Origin of the sequence: Streptomyces sp. PA03-1a (assembly GCF_033792805.1) — a bacterium.
Taxonomy (GTDB): domain Bacteria; phylum Actinomycetota; class Actinomycetes; order Streptomycetales; family Streptomycetaceae; genus Actinacidiphila.
The window spans coordinates 1-12,997 of record NZ_JARAVO010000010.1 but is presented as its reverse complement, the minus strand read 5'-3'; the positions used below and the strand labels follow the sequence as shown (position 1 = coordinate 12,997).

Genomic DNA, 12,997 nt, shown 5'->3' with positions numbered 1-12,997 from the left:
CTTGGCCACCGACACACAACCGCCCGCTCCACCGACACCACCCGCTCCACCCGCGCGCCACGGCGTCCTTTCCGCCGGGCGCGCGGCCATTCCGGCACGACACCTGCGCACCGACCGCTGGTGGCTGCAGCCGCTGCTCACCGCGCTCGGCCTGGGCGCCTTCGTCGTCTACTCGACGTGGCGGGCCTTCGCGAACGCGCACTACTACGCCGAGCCGTACGTCTCGCCGTTCTACTCGCCCTGCCTGGGCTCGAACTGCGTGGACATGCCGCTCGGCGCACGCTGGCCGCTGTTCGGCGACTGGTGGGGGCTGTCCCCCGCCCTGCTGGTGCTGATCTTCCCGCTGGGCTTCCGGCTGACCTGCTACTACTACCGCAAGGCGTACTACCGCGGCTTCTGGGCCTCGCCACCCGCCTGCGCGGTGGCCGAGCCGCACGAGAAGTACACCGGTGAGACGCGGTTCCCGCTGATCCTGCAGAACATCCACCGGTACTTCTTCTACTTCGCCATCCCGGTCGCCGGGATCCTGACCTACGACGTCGTGCTCGCCTTCCGGGACGAGCACGGGGCGTGGGGCCACATGGGCCTCGGCACCCTGGTGCTGCTGGTGAACATCGCCCTGATCTGGGCGTACACCTTCTCGTGCCACTCCTGCCGGCACATCGTCGGCGGCCGGCTGCGGCACTTCTCCCGGCATCCGGTGCGCTACCGCATGTGGACCTGGGTGGGGAAGCTCAACTCCCGCCACATGCTGCTGGCCTGGCTGTCGCTGGTGAGCGTGGCGCTCGCCGATCTCTATGTCTACCTGGTCGCCAGTGGGGCGTTCGACGATCCGAGGTTCTTCTGATGGCACAAGTCGAACGGCACGCGTACGACGTCGTCGTGGTCGGCGCGGGCGGGGCGGGGCTGCGCGCCGCCATCGAAGCGCGCGAGCAGGGCATGCGCACCGCCGTGATCTGCAAGTCGCTCTTCGGCAAGGCGCACACGGTGATGGCCGAGGGCGGCATCGCCGCGAGCATGGCCAACGTCAATCCGCACGACAACTGGCAGGTCCACTTTCGCGACACCATGCGCGGCGGGAAGTTCCTCAACCAGTGGCGGATGGCGGAACTGCACGCCCGCGAGGCGCCGGACCGGGTGTGGGAGCTGGAGACCTGGGGGGCGCTCTTCGACCGCACGAAGGACGGGAAGATCTCCCAGCGCAACTTCGGCGGTCACGAGTACCCGCGCCTGGCGCACGTCGGCGACCGTACGGGCCTGGAGCTGATCCGCACCCTCCAGCAGAAGATCGTCTCGCTGCAGCAGGAGGACTACCGGGAGCACGGGGACTACGAGGCCCGGCTGAAGGTCTTCCAGGAGTGCACGGTCACCCGGGTGCTCAAGGACGGCGACCGCGTCTCCGGGATCTTCGGCTACGTCCGCGAGTCGGGGCGCTTCTTCGTCGTCGAGGCGCCGGCCGTGGTGCTGGCGACCGGCGGCATCGGCAAGTCCTTCAAGGTGACGTCGAACTCCTGGGAGTACACCGGCGACGGGCACGCACTGGCGCTGCTGGCCGGGGCACCGCTGATCAACATGGAGTTCGTGCAGTTCCACCCGACGGGGATGGTCTGGCCGCCGTCGGTGAAGGGCATCCTCGTCACCGAGTCGGTGCGCGGCGACGGCGGGGTGCTGCGGAACTCCGAGGGCAAGCGGTTCATGTTCGACTACGTCCCGGACGTCTTCAAGGAGAAGTACGCCCAGAGCGAGGACGAGGGCGACCGCTGGTACGAGGACCCGGACAACAACCGCCGGCCCCCGGAACTGCTCCCCCGCGACGAGGTGGCCCGCGCCATCAACTCCGAGGTCAAGGCCGGCCGTGGTTCCCCGCACGGCGGGGTCTTCCTGGACGTGTCGACCCGGCTGCCGGCCGAGGTCATCCGGCGCAAACTGCCCTCGATGCACCACCAGTTCAAGGAGCTGGCGGACGTCGACATCACCGCCGAGGCCATGGAGGTCGGCCCCACCTGCCACTACGTGATGGGCGGCGTGGACGTCGACCCGGACTCGGCTGCGGCGACCGGGGTGCCCGGGCTGTTCGCGGCCGGCGAGGTGGCCGGCGGCATGCACGGCTCCAACCGGCTGGGCGGCAACTCGCTCTCGGACCTGCTGGTCTTCGGGCGCCGGGCGGGCCTGCACGCGGCGCAGTACGCGGCCGGGACCGGCGGCACGCGTCCGGCCGTCGCGGAGTGGCAGGTCGACGCCGCCGCGGCGGAGGCGCTGCGGCCGTTCAGCGCGGAGGCCGGGGCCGTGCCGGACGAAGTCCCGGAGAACCCGTACACGCTCCACCAGGAACTGCAGCAGACCATGAACGACCTGGTCGGCATCATCCGCCGGCAGGGCGAGATGGAGGAGGCGCTGACCCGGCTGGACGCGCTGCGGGTACGGGCCCGGCGTGCCGGCGTCGAGGGGCACCGGCAGTTCAACCCGGGCTGGCACCTCGCCATCGACCTGCGGAACATGCTGCTGGTCAGCGAGTGCGTGGCCCGGGCGGCGCTGGAGCGCACGGAGTCCCGGGGCGGCCACACCCGCGACGACCACCCGGAGATGGACCGCCGCTGGCGCAAGCTCAACCTGGTCTGCGAACTGGCCGAGCCGGCGGACGCGTTCGGCGAGGTGTCGGTCACGCGGCGCGAGATGGACCCGATCCGGCCCGACCTGCTCGCGCTCTTCGAGAAGGACGAGTTGCTGAAGTACCTGACGGACGAGGAGCTGGACCGGTGAGCACGTACACGGCGCACTTCAGGGTCTGGCGTGGCGACGCGGACGGCGGCGGGCTGCAGGACTACCAGGTCGAGGTCCACGACGGCGAGGTGGTCCTCGACATCATCCACCGGCTGCAGGCGACCCAGGCGGGCGACCTGGCGGTGCGGTGGAACTGCAAGGCCGGAAAGTGCGGCTCGTGCAGTGCGGAGGTCAACGGCAGGCCGCGGCTGATGTGCATGACCCGCATGTCGGTGTTCGGCCGGGACGAGACCATCACGGTCACGCCGATGCGGACCTTCCCCGTGGTGCGGGACCTGGTGACGGACGTGTCCTTCAACTACGAGAAGGCGCGGGAGGTGCCGTCCTTCGTCCCGCCCGAGGGCGTGGCGCCGGGCGAGTACCGGATGCTCCAGGAGGACGTGGAGCGCTCGCAGGAGTTCCGCAAGTGCATCGAGTGCTTCCTGTGCCAGGACACCTGCCACGTGGTCCGTGACCACGAGGAGAACAAGAAGGCGTTCGCCGGTCCGCGCTTCCTGATGCGGGTGGCGGAGCTGGACATGCACCCGCTGGACGCGGCGGAGGAGCAGGGCCTGGACCGCAAACGGTCCGCCCAGGACGAGCACGGGCTCGGCTACTGCAACATCACCAAGTGCTGCACCGAGGTCTGCCCCGAGCACATCAAGATCACCGACAACGCGCTCATCCCCCTCAAGGAGCGCGCGGTGGACCGCAAGTACGACCCGCTGGTCTGGCTCGGCAACAGGATCCGGCGCAGGAGCTGACCCCTGCGGTGCTCCCCCGCGGTGGAGGCGCTGCTCAGAAGAGGCTGAGCAGCGCCTCTATCGTGTCCTCGCCGGTGCTGCCCTCGCCGTCCGAGGGCAGGTCCAGCTCGAACCAGACGGTCTTGCCCCGGTGGGTGCGCCGGGAACCCCAGCGGGTGCTGAGCAGGGAGACCAGCTGCAGTCCGCGGCCGCCCTCGTCGGTGGCCCGGGCGCGTCGGCGGCGCGGCTGGGCGAGCGCGTCGTCCCAGACCTCGCACACCAGGGTGCGGTCGCGCAGCAGGCGCAGCCGGATGTCGCCCTGGCCGTGCCGCAGGGCGTTGGTGACCAGTTCGCTGACGAGCAGTTCGGTGGTGTCGACCAGCGCGGCCAGGCCCCAGGCGACCAGGCAGTCGCGGGCGAGCTCGCGGGCGCGGGCCACCGAACGGGGGTTGGGCTCCAGCGTCCAGTCCCCCACGGAGTCCTCGGGCAGGCCGTGGACGCGCGCCATGAGCAGGGCGATGTCGTCCTCGCCGTGGGCGGTGTCGAGCCGGGCGAGTATGTGGTCGCAGACGTCCTCCAGCGGGCGCTGGGGTTCGTCGAGCGCGGCACGGAAGGCGCGCAGGCCCTCGTCGAGCGGGTGGTTGCGGGACTCGACGAGACCGTCGGTGTACAGGGCCAGGAGGGCGCCGTCCGGCAGGTCGACCTCGACCTCCTCGAAGGGCTCGCCGCCGACGCCCAGCGGCATGCCGGTGGGCACCTCCAGCATCATGGCCTGCTCGCCGGGTTCGACCAGGACCGGCGGCAGGTGGCCGGCGTTGGCGATGGTGACCCGCCGGGTGATGGCGTCGTAGACGGCGTAGACGCAGGTGGCGAGGTAGACCTCGGACAGGTCCGAGCCGTCGGCCTCCTTGCCGCGCCGGTTGCTGCGGCCGTCGCCGCTGCCCCCGAGGCCGCGGGCGACCTCGTCGAGGGCGGAGAGCACGTCGGCGGGCTCGATGTCCAGGAGCGCCAGGGTGCGTACGGCGGTGCGCAGCTCGCCCATGGCGACGGCGGCGCGCAGTCCGCGGCCCATGACGTCGCCCACGACGAGCGCGGTGCGGTGGCCGGGGAGCTCGATGACGTCGAACCAGTCGCCGCCGACCTCGGTCTCCATGTTGCCCGGCAGGTAGCGGCAGGCGATGTCGAGTCCGGCGGCCTCGGGGTTGCCGGGCGGGAGGAGGCTGCGCTGCAGGATGAGGGCGCGTTCGTGCTCGCGCCGGTAGAGCCGGGCGTTGTCGATGAAGACGGCGGCGCGGGCGGCGAGTTCCTCGGCGAGCATCCGGTCGCGCTCGGAGAACGGTTCGCTGCCCTTGGCGCGGGCGAACTGGACCAGGCCCAGGACGGTGTCGCGGGCGACGACGGGCACGGCGAGGGTGGACTGCACCAGGCCCCCGCCGAGTTCGCCGAGCTCCACCTCCGGATCGCCGCCGTCGGCGCCTATGACCTGGGTCTGGGCGGTGCGCAGGGCGCCCGCCCAGGGGGAGTTGAAGGGGTAGCGGTGGACGGCGCCCACGGAGACCGGGCCGCCCGTGTGGCCGCCGTCCAGGGGGGCGACGGGCGCGTCGGAGACGGCGCTTGCGAAGGCGACCCGGCGGACCTCGCCGCTGCCGTCCGCGGTGCCGACCGGGCCCTCCTCGCCGACCAGGAGCGCCTGGTAGAGGTCGACGGAGGCCAGGTCGCAGAAGTGCGGCACGGCGACGTCGAGCAGTTCGCGGGCGGTGGTCTCCAGGTCCAGGGAGCTGCCGATGCGCCGGCTGGCCTCGTTGAGCAGGGCCAGGTTGCGCCGGGTGTGCGCGGCCTCCCGCTCGGCGCGCTGGCGTCCCGTGACGTCCTGGGCGAGGCCGGCGACGCCGATGGGGCGGCCGCTGCCGCTGTGCAGCCGGTACAGCGAGATCGCCCAGCGCCTGCGGTTGTTGGCGCCGGACCCCGAGGAGACGGTGCCGACGATCGTCATGTCGAGCACCGGGTCGCCGCTGTCGAGCACCTGCTTGAGCGCGGCGGTGAGCCGGTCCGCCTCGACGCGGGAGAGGAAGTCGTGCGGGGTGCGGCCCCGGTGGTCGCCGGGGCTGCGGCCGAAGACGGTGGCGAAGCGCTGGTTGACGCGGAGCAGCTTGAGGTTGGTGTCGAAGAGGATGAAGCCCATCGGCGACTGGCCGAACACCGCCTGCGAGGAGGCGAGATCGGTCTCGATCTGACGCAGGACGCGGACGTCCACGGCGATGCAGAGCGCCCCGCGCCCGCCGGTCTCGCTCCGCGAGGGCATGACGTAGACCTCGGCCAGGCCCTCCTGGCCGGCTTTGTCGCGGTACGGCACGGTGCCGATCCACTCGCGCCCGTCGAGGATCTCCGCGATGCGCTCGTGCGCCCGGGTACGCCGGTCCTCGGGGACGAAGGCGGTGATCGGGTCCTGGCCCAGCGCCTCGGAGGCGGGTACGCCGAAGAACTCCTCGGCGCGCTCGCTCCACTGCTCGATCCGCCCGTCGGGGCCGAGGGAGAACGAGGCCACCCGGATGTAGTCGTAGAGGGAGCCGGGCGGACTGGACTGCCAGGCGCTCTGTGTCACGGCCTCAGGGTTCCGGGGCCCAACAACCCCCGACGGCTCATCGTTCACGCCCGACCCCTCCAGCTCACACATACGGACCGGCTGGTGCCGAGTATTCAGCATTACCCCCGTTCCGCACATGCACTTGTCGATCACAGCATCATCTCGAGGCGTACGAATTCCGCCGACGCCCCACTTCAACTACCCTGCTCCGGCCCGCCGAACCGTGCGTGACCGGTCATCCGCGCGGGCCGCCCGGGGCGGTCACCGGGGCGGGGAGGGCGAGCTCGAACCAGACCGTCTTCCCCAGCGGCCCGTGCCGCGTGCCCCAGCGACGGGAGGTGCGGGCGACCAGTTGCAGCCCGCGGCCGCCCTCGTCCTCCTCGCCCGCGGCGCGCCGGCGGGGCGGGTCGGGCAGCGGATCGGAGACCTCGACCAGCAGCGAGGTGCCGCGCACCATGCGCACGCCGATGGGTCCGCGGGCGTACCGCAGGGAGTTGGTGACGAGTTCGCTGACGAGCAGCACGGTGACGTCGGTGAGGTCGCGCAGCCCCCAGTCCCGGAGGGTCTCCCGTACCTGGCGCCGGGCACGGCGGACGGCGCTCGGCTCGGCCGCGAACGTCCAGTGGGCGGTGCTGCCCTCCGGGAGGCCGCCGAGGCGGGCCATGAGCAGGGCCACGTCGTCGGGTTCACGGCCGTGGGCGAGGGTGGCCAGCAGGTCGTCGCAGGCCTCCTCCAGGGAGCGCAGCGGACGGCGGGCGAGCACCGACCGGAGCCGGTCCATGCCGATCCCGATGTCCTCGCCGCGCGCCTCGACCAGGCCGTCGGTGTAGAGCACGAGGACGGAGGAGTCGGGCACGTCGAGCTCGACCGACTCGAAGTCCACGCCGCCGACGCCCAGCGGCACCCCGGCCGGGGAGTCCAGCAGCCGGGCCCGGCCGCCCCCGTGGGCGCCGGGCTCCACCAGGACCGGCGGCGGGTGCCCGGCGCGGGCCACGACGAGCCGCCGGGTGGAGGGGTCGTAGACGGCGTAGACGCAGGTCGCGGTCCAGCCCTCGGCGGTGCCCGCGGCCAGGTCGTCGCCGAGGTCGTCGACGCGGCGCAGCAGTTCCTCCGGCGCCATCTCCAGGGCGGCAAGGGTCCGTACGGCGGTGCGCAGCCGGCCCATCGTGGCGGCGGCGCGCAGCCCGTGGCCGATGACGTCCCCGACCACGAGGGCGACCCGGCCGCCGGCGAGCGGGATGACGTCGAACCAGTCCCCGCCCGCCGCCGCCCCGGTGCTGCCGGGGACGTAGCGGAAGGCGAGGTCGACGCCGGGCGGCTCGGGCACGCTCTGCGGCAGCAGGCTGCGCTGCAGCATCAGGGCGCCCTCGCGTTCGCGGATGTAGAGGCGGGCGTTGTCCAGGGCGGCGGCGGAGCGGTCGCACAGTTCCATGGCGAGGGCGACGTCGTCGGCGTCGAAGGGTTCGCGCCCGCCGGCGCGGCTGACGACCAGCAGCCCGAGGACGATGCCGCGGGCCCGCAGCGGGGCGACCATCAGCGAGTGGATGCCGAGGTCCAGGGCGGCCTGCACCTTGGGGTCGCCCGGGAAGGTGGCGACGGTGTCGCGCAGTTCGTCCGCGCTGCGCACCAGGGCGGGCCGCGCACTGTGCAGCACGGAGCCGAAGACGGACGCCCGGTCGACCTGGATGACCTTGCCGATGCCGATCATCCGGTCGACCAGGGGGCCCTCCTTGGCCGCCCCGATGCCGAGCTGGCGCATCTCGGTGCGCTCCCCGTACGGGGCGCCGGGCAGCTCCCCGCCGTCCGGCACGGCCGCGTGCAGGATCACCCCGCTGTAGTCGCTGAACCGCGGCACGACGGTCCTGGCCAGTTCCTCGGCGATCCGCCGTACGTCCAGCAGGTCCGCCAGGCGTGAGCCGACGTCGTTGAGCAGCGCCAGCCGGCGCCGGGCCCGCTCGATCTTCTCGGCGCTCTGCTGGCGCTCCGTCACGTCCATCACGGTGCAGCTGATGCCCAGCACCCGGCCCGCCCGGTCCTCCAGCCGGTGGTACGACACCGAGCGCCACCCCCCGGCCGGGCCCGGCACCACGACGTCGATGACCGCGCGCCCGGTGGCCAGCACGTGCCGCTGGAGGGTGGCGAGCTCGTCGGCGGCCTCGGCGGCCACGATCTCCTCGACGCGGTGCCCGAGGGTGTCCTGGGCGGGGACGCCGTTCATCCGCGCCAGGGCCTCGTTGACACGGACGTAGCGCAGCTCGGTGTCGAAGATCGCGACGCCGAGGGGCGAGGAGCCGAAGAGCGAGTCCAGTGCCGCCAGGTCGTGCTCCATGCTGCGGATCCGGCTGGTCTCGGCGATCGACACCAGGACGAAGGGCCGGCCGTCGCCGTCCACGAGGAGCGAGGCGCGCGCCTCGACCTGCACCTGGTGGCCGTCGCGGTGCCGGACGGAGAGGATGCCCTCCCAGCGGCCGGTGCGCAGCAGCTCGGCGAGGATGCGTTCGGCGGGACCGGGGCGGGGCACGGAGGCCGTCCGGCGGGCGGCGGGCGGTGTCCTCCACGGCCGGCCGTCCTCGCCGGGGCCGATCAGGGCGGAGACCCGGCGGCCCACGATGTGCTCGCCCGCCCAGCCGAGCATCTCCTCCGCGAGCGGGCTCCAGAGCAGGACGCGGCCGGAGGTGTCGAGCATGACCACGGCCAGCCGCAGTGTGTCCAGGAGCCTCCCCGAAGCGGTGGGCCCGCCCGGCGCCGGTCCCGCGGGTCCGGGCTGGAGACCGGCGTGGGCACGTCCGTGCCCGGCCGGGGACTCGGGGGGTCCCGGGTCCTCGCCCTTGCCTGTGCCGTCCTCGCTCCCGCTCACGTGTGGGGACCCCAGACCATTGCAGGGCCACCGGCTCAGGGCCGGCCGACCGTCGGCGGATCAATCCCCCCATACCCGATATTCCGCGCCGCATATCCGTCCTGGCGCGCCGTGGGGCGGTCCCGGGGAAGCCGGGTCGGTCAGCCCGGGGTCGGCCCCTGGACGGCCCGGGCCGCCGCCCAGGCGGCCGCGGGACGGTCCTGGTCGAGCCAGTCGACCTCGTCGAGACGGTCGGGGGTGAGCCAGCGCAGCTCGTCGTGGTCCTCCAGCGGCCGGGGCTCCCCGGACAGGATGCGGGCCGTCCACACCTGCAGGACGTAGCCGCGACCCAGTGGCCATTCGCCGGGGACCCGCTCCAGCGCCTCGGCCTCCACGCCCAGTTCCTCGCGCAGCTCACGGGTCAGCGCCTGCGGCGCCGTCTCCCCGGGTTCGAGCTTGCCGCCGGGCAGTTCCCACCGCCCCGCCAGCTCCGGCGGCGCACTGCGCCGCGCCGCGAGCAGCCTGCCCCGGTCGAGCACGGCCGCGCCGACCACCACCGTCACGTCGTGCGTCGTCATGGGCGGCACCCTATCCGTGGCGGCTGTCCGCGGCGGCCGTCGGTGGACGGCTACGACGCGCGGCGGTCGATCCGCTCGATGAGGTACAGCTGCTTGTGGCCGCGCGCGTCCAGGGTGTCGGCGACATGTTCGGCCTCCTGCCGGGTGGCGTAGCGGCCGACCCGGTATCGGTTGCCGTTGTCGTCCTGACGTATGACGACCCAGACCAGCTCGCTCATCGGATGTCCTCCAGGTGCGCCACGTTGGCCCGGTCGTCGTCCTCGCCGCTCGGGACGCCGGCGAACCAGGCGTCGAGGATCTCCTTGAGCAGGGGCTCGCTGGTCAGACGCAGGCTCAGGGCGAGGGCGTTGGCGTCGTTCCACTTGCGGGCGCCGTCCGCGGAGTAGGCGTCGACGCACAGGGCGGCACGGACGCCGGACACCTTGTTGGCGGCGATGGCGGCCCCCGTGCCCGTCCAGCAGCACACGACGGCCTGGTCCGCGCGGCCCTCCGCGAGGTCCCGGGCGGCGCTCTCCGCGCTCCACGCCCAGTCCTTGCGGTCGCCGGCGCGCAGGGCGCCGTAGGCGATCACGGTGTGGCCGCGGCGGCGCAGTTCGTCGACGACCAGCCGCGCAACGGGCTCGTCCATGTCCGAGGAAACGGCGATGCGCATATGCCGGAGCCTACGCCCGAACGTGACGCGCCGGACACGTTCGGGCAGTATTCGACTCGATCGGGCCATGTTCGATTGGGAGTTGACTCAGAAGGGGCTCTTGTCCGCGCCTCGCGCGCATCGGCGCGCGCCCCGGAGCCGCCCTGCACACCCCGCGCACCGCCGGCGCCCCGCGCCCACGCGGCCCACCAGCGGATTTGCGGACACCGGCGCGGAAGCGGCGCTGCCCGCCTCGCCCGGCGCCCGGGCGGCGTCACTTCACCGGCATCCGGTACGACACCCGGTAGCGGTCGGCCGGGATGACGATGTCCGCGGTCTCGACGGGGAGCCCGGAGGCGTAGTACGTCCGGTGGATCTCGATGACCACGTGACCGGGCACCCCGCCCAGCACCGCGGTCTCCTCGGCGAGTCCTGGCCGGGCGCCGACGTCCTCGGCCACGTTGTCGACCACGACGTCGAGCGCGGCCATGCGATCCACCACGCCCTGACCGGCCAACGGGCCCTCCTCCGGTAGCAGGACGGGCGAGCGGCCGGTCACCGACAGCGGCTCCCAGGAGGTGGCCATCATCATCGGCTCGCCCTCCGTCCGGTAGAGGTACCGCGTGCGCATCACGCGGTCGCCCGGCTTGATGCCGAGCCGCTCCGCGACGCGCGCGTTCGCCGCCTCCTGGAAGCTGTTCGACTCCCAGGTGCCCTTGAAGCCCTCGTCGGCCTGCTCCTGCCGGAACGGCGTCGCCTGGCCGCTGCCCGGCCGGTAGCCGGTGCGCACGACCAGCCGCGGGTCGGGGCGTTCGCGCACGTACGTGCCCGAGCCGGACCGGCCCTCGACGAAGCCCTCGGCCATCAGCACCTTGCGGGCCTCCAGGGCGACGGTGTCCGACACCCCGTACTCCGCCCTGATGCGGGCCTGCGAGGGCAGGCGGGTGTGCGGAGGGAGGCTGCCGTCGAGGATCTTGCGGCGGAGATCCTCGGCGACGCGCAGGTACGCGGGCTGCTCACCGAAAGGCACGTGCCCCTCCCTCGGGTTGACTGTGTGCAACAGCTTGACAACTCAGGGTTGCCACCCGCAAGCCTTCCGCAAGGCTTTACCCGTGTCGCGTCACCCGGGCAGCAGATCGAAGGCCGCGAGCACCACCCGTGCGTGCTGCTCCGCCTGCTGGCGCACCGGGATCCAGCGGGCCCGGTGGGCGGTCTCGTACGCCTCGCACCAGTCCGCCACCAGCCCCTCCAGCAGTTCACGCACGGCCACCAGCGGGGTCGGCCCGTGGTCCACGGTACGGACCACCCGCAGCAGCATCGCGGCGGCGCGCAGCGGCAGTCGCTGCGCGTAGATCTCGACGCTGCTGACCCGCGCCCGGGTCATCGCGGGCAGCGGCGGCGCGGCCGCGGTGCGCAGGGCCGGGTCCCAGTCCGCGGCCAGCGCCGGGCCGACCGCGACGATCTCCCGCGCCGCGCGCAGCAACGGCCCGCCGTCCCCGGGCAGGTGCGGGCCCACCTCCCCGATGAGCCCGCCGACCAGCAGGCTCGCGCGGCGCAGCGCCTCCCCCGCCGTGCGCAGCGCGCCGTCGGCACCCGGGTGCGGCGAGGTGTCGGCGGCGCGGTCGCACGCCCACATGGGCACCTCGACGATCGCGGTGACCCCGCCGTACCGGTGGGCGTACGTCCAGGTCGAGTTGGAGGCGTCCTCGCGCGGGCCGCCGGGCGGCGGCAGCACGTACACCCCCGGGCCGGGGCTCGGCCAGTGGAAGGCGTCGGAGGAACCGGCCTCCAGGGGGATGTCGAACTCGGCGGCGGACTTGGCGATCCGCTCCGCGAGCCGTGGGATCTCCCGGGTCACCTGGATGAAGGTGCCGCCCACGTCGATGCCGTGCAGCGAGCACTGCAGCACCGGCCGCAGCTCGTCGATGACCCCGATCAGCGCGCGGGTCTCGGGCAGTGCGCCGTCCAGCGTGCCGTCGTCCGGCAGCCACTCGGGCTGCTCGGCGGCGCGCGGGCGGAAGAAGTGCCGGTAGTGGCCGAGCATGGTGAACCGGGCGTCGGGGACGGCCTCGTTGAGCCGGGCGCCGTCCGGGTCCGCGCAGAGCAGGAAGTGCCAGGCGGCGTCGGCCCCGTCCCGCAGCACGGGGTCGGCGGTGACCCGCCGGGCCAGCAGCAGCACGGTGGCACCGCCGACCATCTCGTTGGCGTGCGGGCCGGCCACGACCAGGACGTTGCGCGATCCGTGCCCGACCGAGAGCAGCAGCAGCGGCTCCCCGGCCCGGGAGAGGCCCACCGTCCGCAGCCGGCAGACGTCGGGCCGGCGGAGCGCCAGGGCCCTGGCCTCCGCGGCGACCTCGTCCACGGTCGGGTAGCGCTCGCCGACAGCGGTCTCCCCCGGAGATGTCATGCAGCCCCCCGCATCGGTCCCTACGGTCAGGTTCGGATTGTTCCAATCCGTACGGAGCCGGGGCTAGAGCGCGTCGGGCGGCTGTCGGACCCGACACGGCGAAGGGGTACGGCTGCTGACGCAGCCGTACCCCTTCTCCGCCCGGCGGGTGCCGGTGCGCGGTCAGTGCCGGCCGGCGGCCTGACGGCGACGGGTCGCGAGGACCACACCGCCACCGGCGGCCAGCAGCACGGCCGCGGCGGCCGAGATCATGCCCACGTTGCTGCTGCCGGTCTCGGCGAGGTCACCCGAGCCGCCGTTGGGGGACTCGGAGGTCGCGGCCTCGACGGACTCGGACGCCGAGGCGGACGCCGACGCCGACTCCGAGGCCGGGGCGGTGGCCGAGGGGGTCTCGGTCGCGGCGGGGGTGGTCTCCTCGCCGCGACCGAGACCCCCTCGGCTGTCTCTTATTAACATCT

11 protein-coding genes are annotated in these 12,997 nt (G+C 73.3%); 3 read left to right on the top strand and 8 right to left on the bottom strand.

Going from position 1 to position 12,997, the window contains the following annotated elements:
- Window position 1: 1 nt before the first annotated feature.
- From sdhC to PV341_RS03690, 3 genes are read left to right on the top strand one after another with little or no spacing between them, the layout of a single operon-like run.
- The gene (sdhC, locus tag PV341_RS03700) at window positions 2-847 is read left to right on the top strand and encodes a succinate dehydrogenase subunit SdhC (RefSeq protein ID WP_500356681.1); all 846 of its coding nucleotides are present in this window, start codon (window positions 2-4) and stop codon (window positions 845-847) included.
- Window positions 847-2,760, top strand: a complete 1,914-nt coding sequence (locus PV341_RS03695; RefSeq protein WP_500328030.1) for a fumarate reductase/succinate dehydrogenase flavoprotein subunit — start codon at window positions 847-849, stop codon at window positions 2,758-2,760. Before sdhC ends, PV341_RS03695 begins: the two co-directional genes overlap by 1 nt.
- Window positions 2,757-3,524, top strand: a complete 768-nt coding sequence (locus PV341_RS03690) for a succinate dehydrogenase/fumarate reductase iron-sulfur subunit (protein ID WP_500328032.1) — start codon at window positions 2,757-2,759, stop codon at window positions 3,522-3,524. Before PV341_RS03695 ends, PV341_RS03690 begins: the two co-directional genes overlap by 4 nt.
- A gap of 34 nt (window positions 3,525-3,558) precedes the next feature.
- Here PV341_RS03690 and PV341_RS03685 read toward each other — a convergent pair whose 3' ends face one another.
- The 8 genes from PV341_RS03685 to PV341_RS03650 form a co-directional block, all read right to left on the bottom strand.
- Window positions 3,559-6,177 (bottom strand): SpoIIE family protein phosphatase, encoded by a 2,619-nt coding sequence (locus PV341_RS03685; protein WP_500328033.1) that lies wholly within the window; start codon window positions 6,175-6,177, stop codon window positions 3,559-3,561.
- 145 nt (window positions 6,178-6,322) lie between these two features.
- Window positions 6,323-8,944, bottom strand: a complete 2,622-nt coding sequence (locus tag PV341_RS03680) for a SpoIIE family protein phosphatase (RefSeq protein ID WP_500328034.1) — start codon at window positions 8,942-8,944, stop codon at window positions 6,323-6,325.
- A gap of 140 nt (window positions 8,945-9,084) precedes the next feature.
- Window positions 9,085-9,501 (bottom strand): (deoxy)nucleoside triphosphate pyrophosphohydrolase, encoded by a 417-nt coding sequence (locus tag PV341_RS03675; protein ID WP_499513742.1) that lies wholly within the window; start codon window positions 9,499-9,501, stop codon window positions 9,085-9,087.
- Between the two features lie 50 nt (window positions 9,502-9,551).
- Window positions 9,552-9,719 (bottom strand): SPOR domain-containing protein, encoded by a 168-nt coding sequence (locus PV341_RS03670; RefSeq protein WP_326572633.1) that lies wholly within the window; start codon window positions 9,717-9,719, stop codon window positions 9,552-9,554.
- Window positions 9,716-10,153, bottom strand: a complete 438-nt coding sequence (locus PV341_RS03665) for an RpiB/LacA/LacB family sugar-phosphate isomerase (RefSeq protein WP_500328035.1) — start codon at window positions 10,151-10,153, stop codon at window positions 9,716-9,718. The genes PV341_RS03670 and PV341_RS03665 overlap by 4 nt, the downstream gene beginning before the upstream one ends.
- A gap of 253 nt (window positions 10,154-10,406) precedes the next feature.
- Complete coding sequence (locus tag PV341_RS03660; RefSeq protein WP_500328037.1) at window positions 10,407-11,162, bottom strand: GntR family transcriptional regulator; 756 nt, start codon at window positions 11,160-11,162, stop codon at window positions 10,407-10,409.
- 90 nt (window positions 11,163-11,252) lie between these two features.
- On the bottom strand, window positions 11,253-12,539 hold the full coding sequence (locus tag PV341_RS03655) for a M14 family zinc carboxypeptidase (RefSeq protein ID WP_500328038.1): 1,287 nt from the start codon (window positions 12,537-12,539) through the stop codon (window positions 11,253-11,255).
- A 162-nt stretch (window positions 12,540-12,701) separates the two neighbouring features.
- Window positions 12,702-12,997, bottom strand: a 296-nt coding sequence (locus PV341_RS03650; protein ID WP_500356679.1) for an LAETG motif-containing sortase-dependent surface protein, incomplete at its 5' end; no start/stop codon positions are given.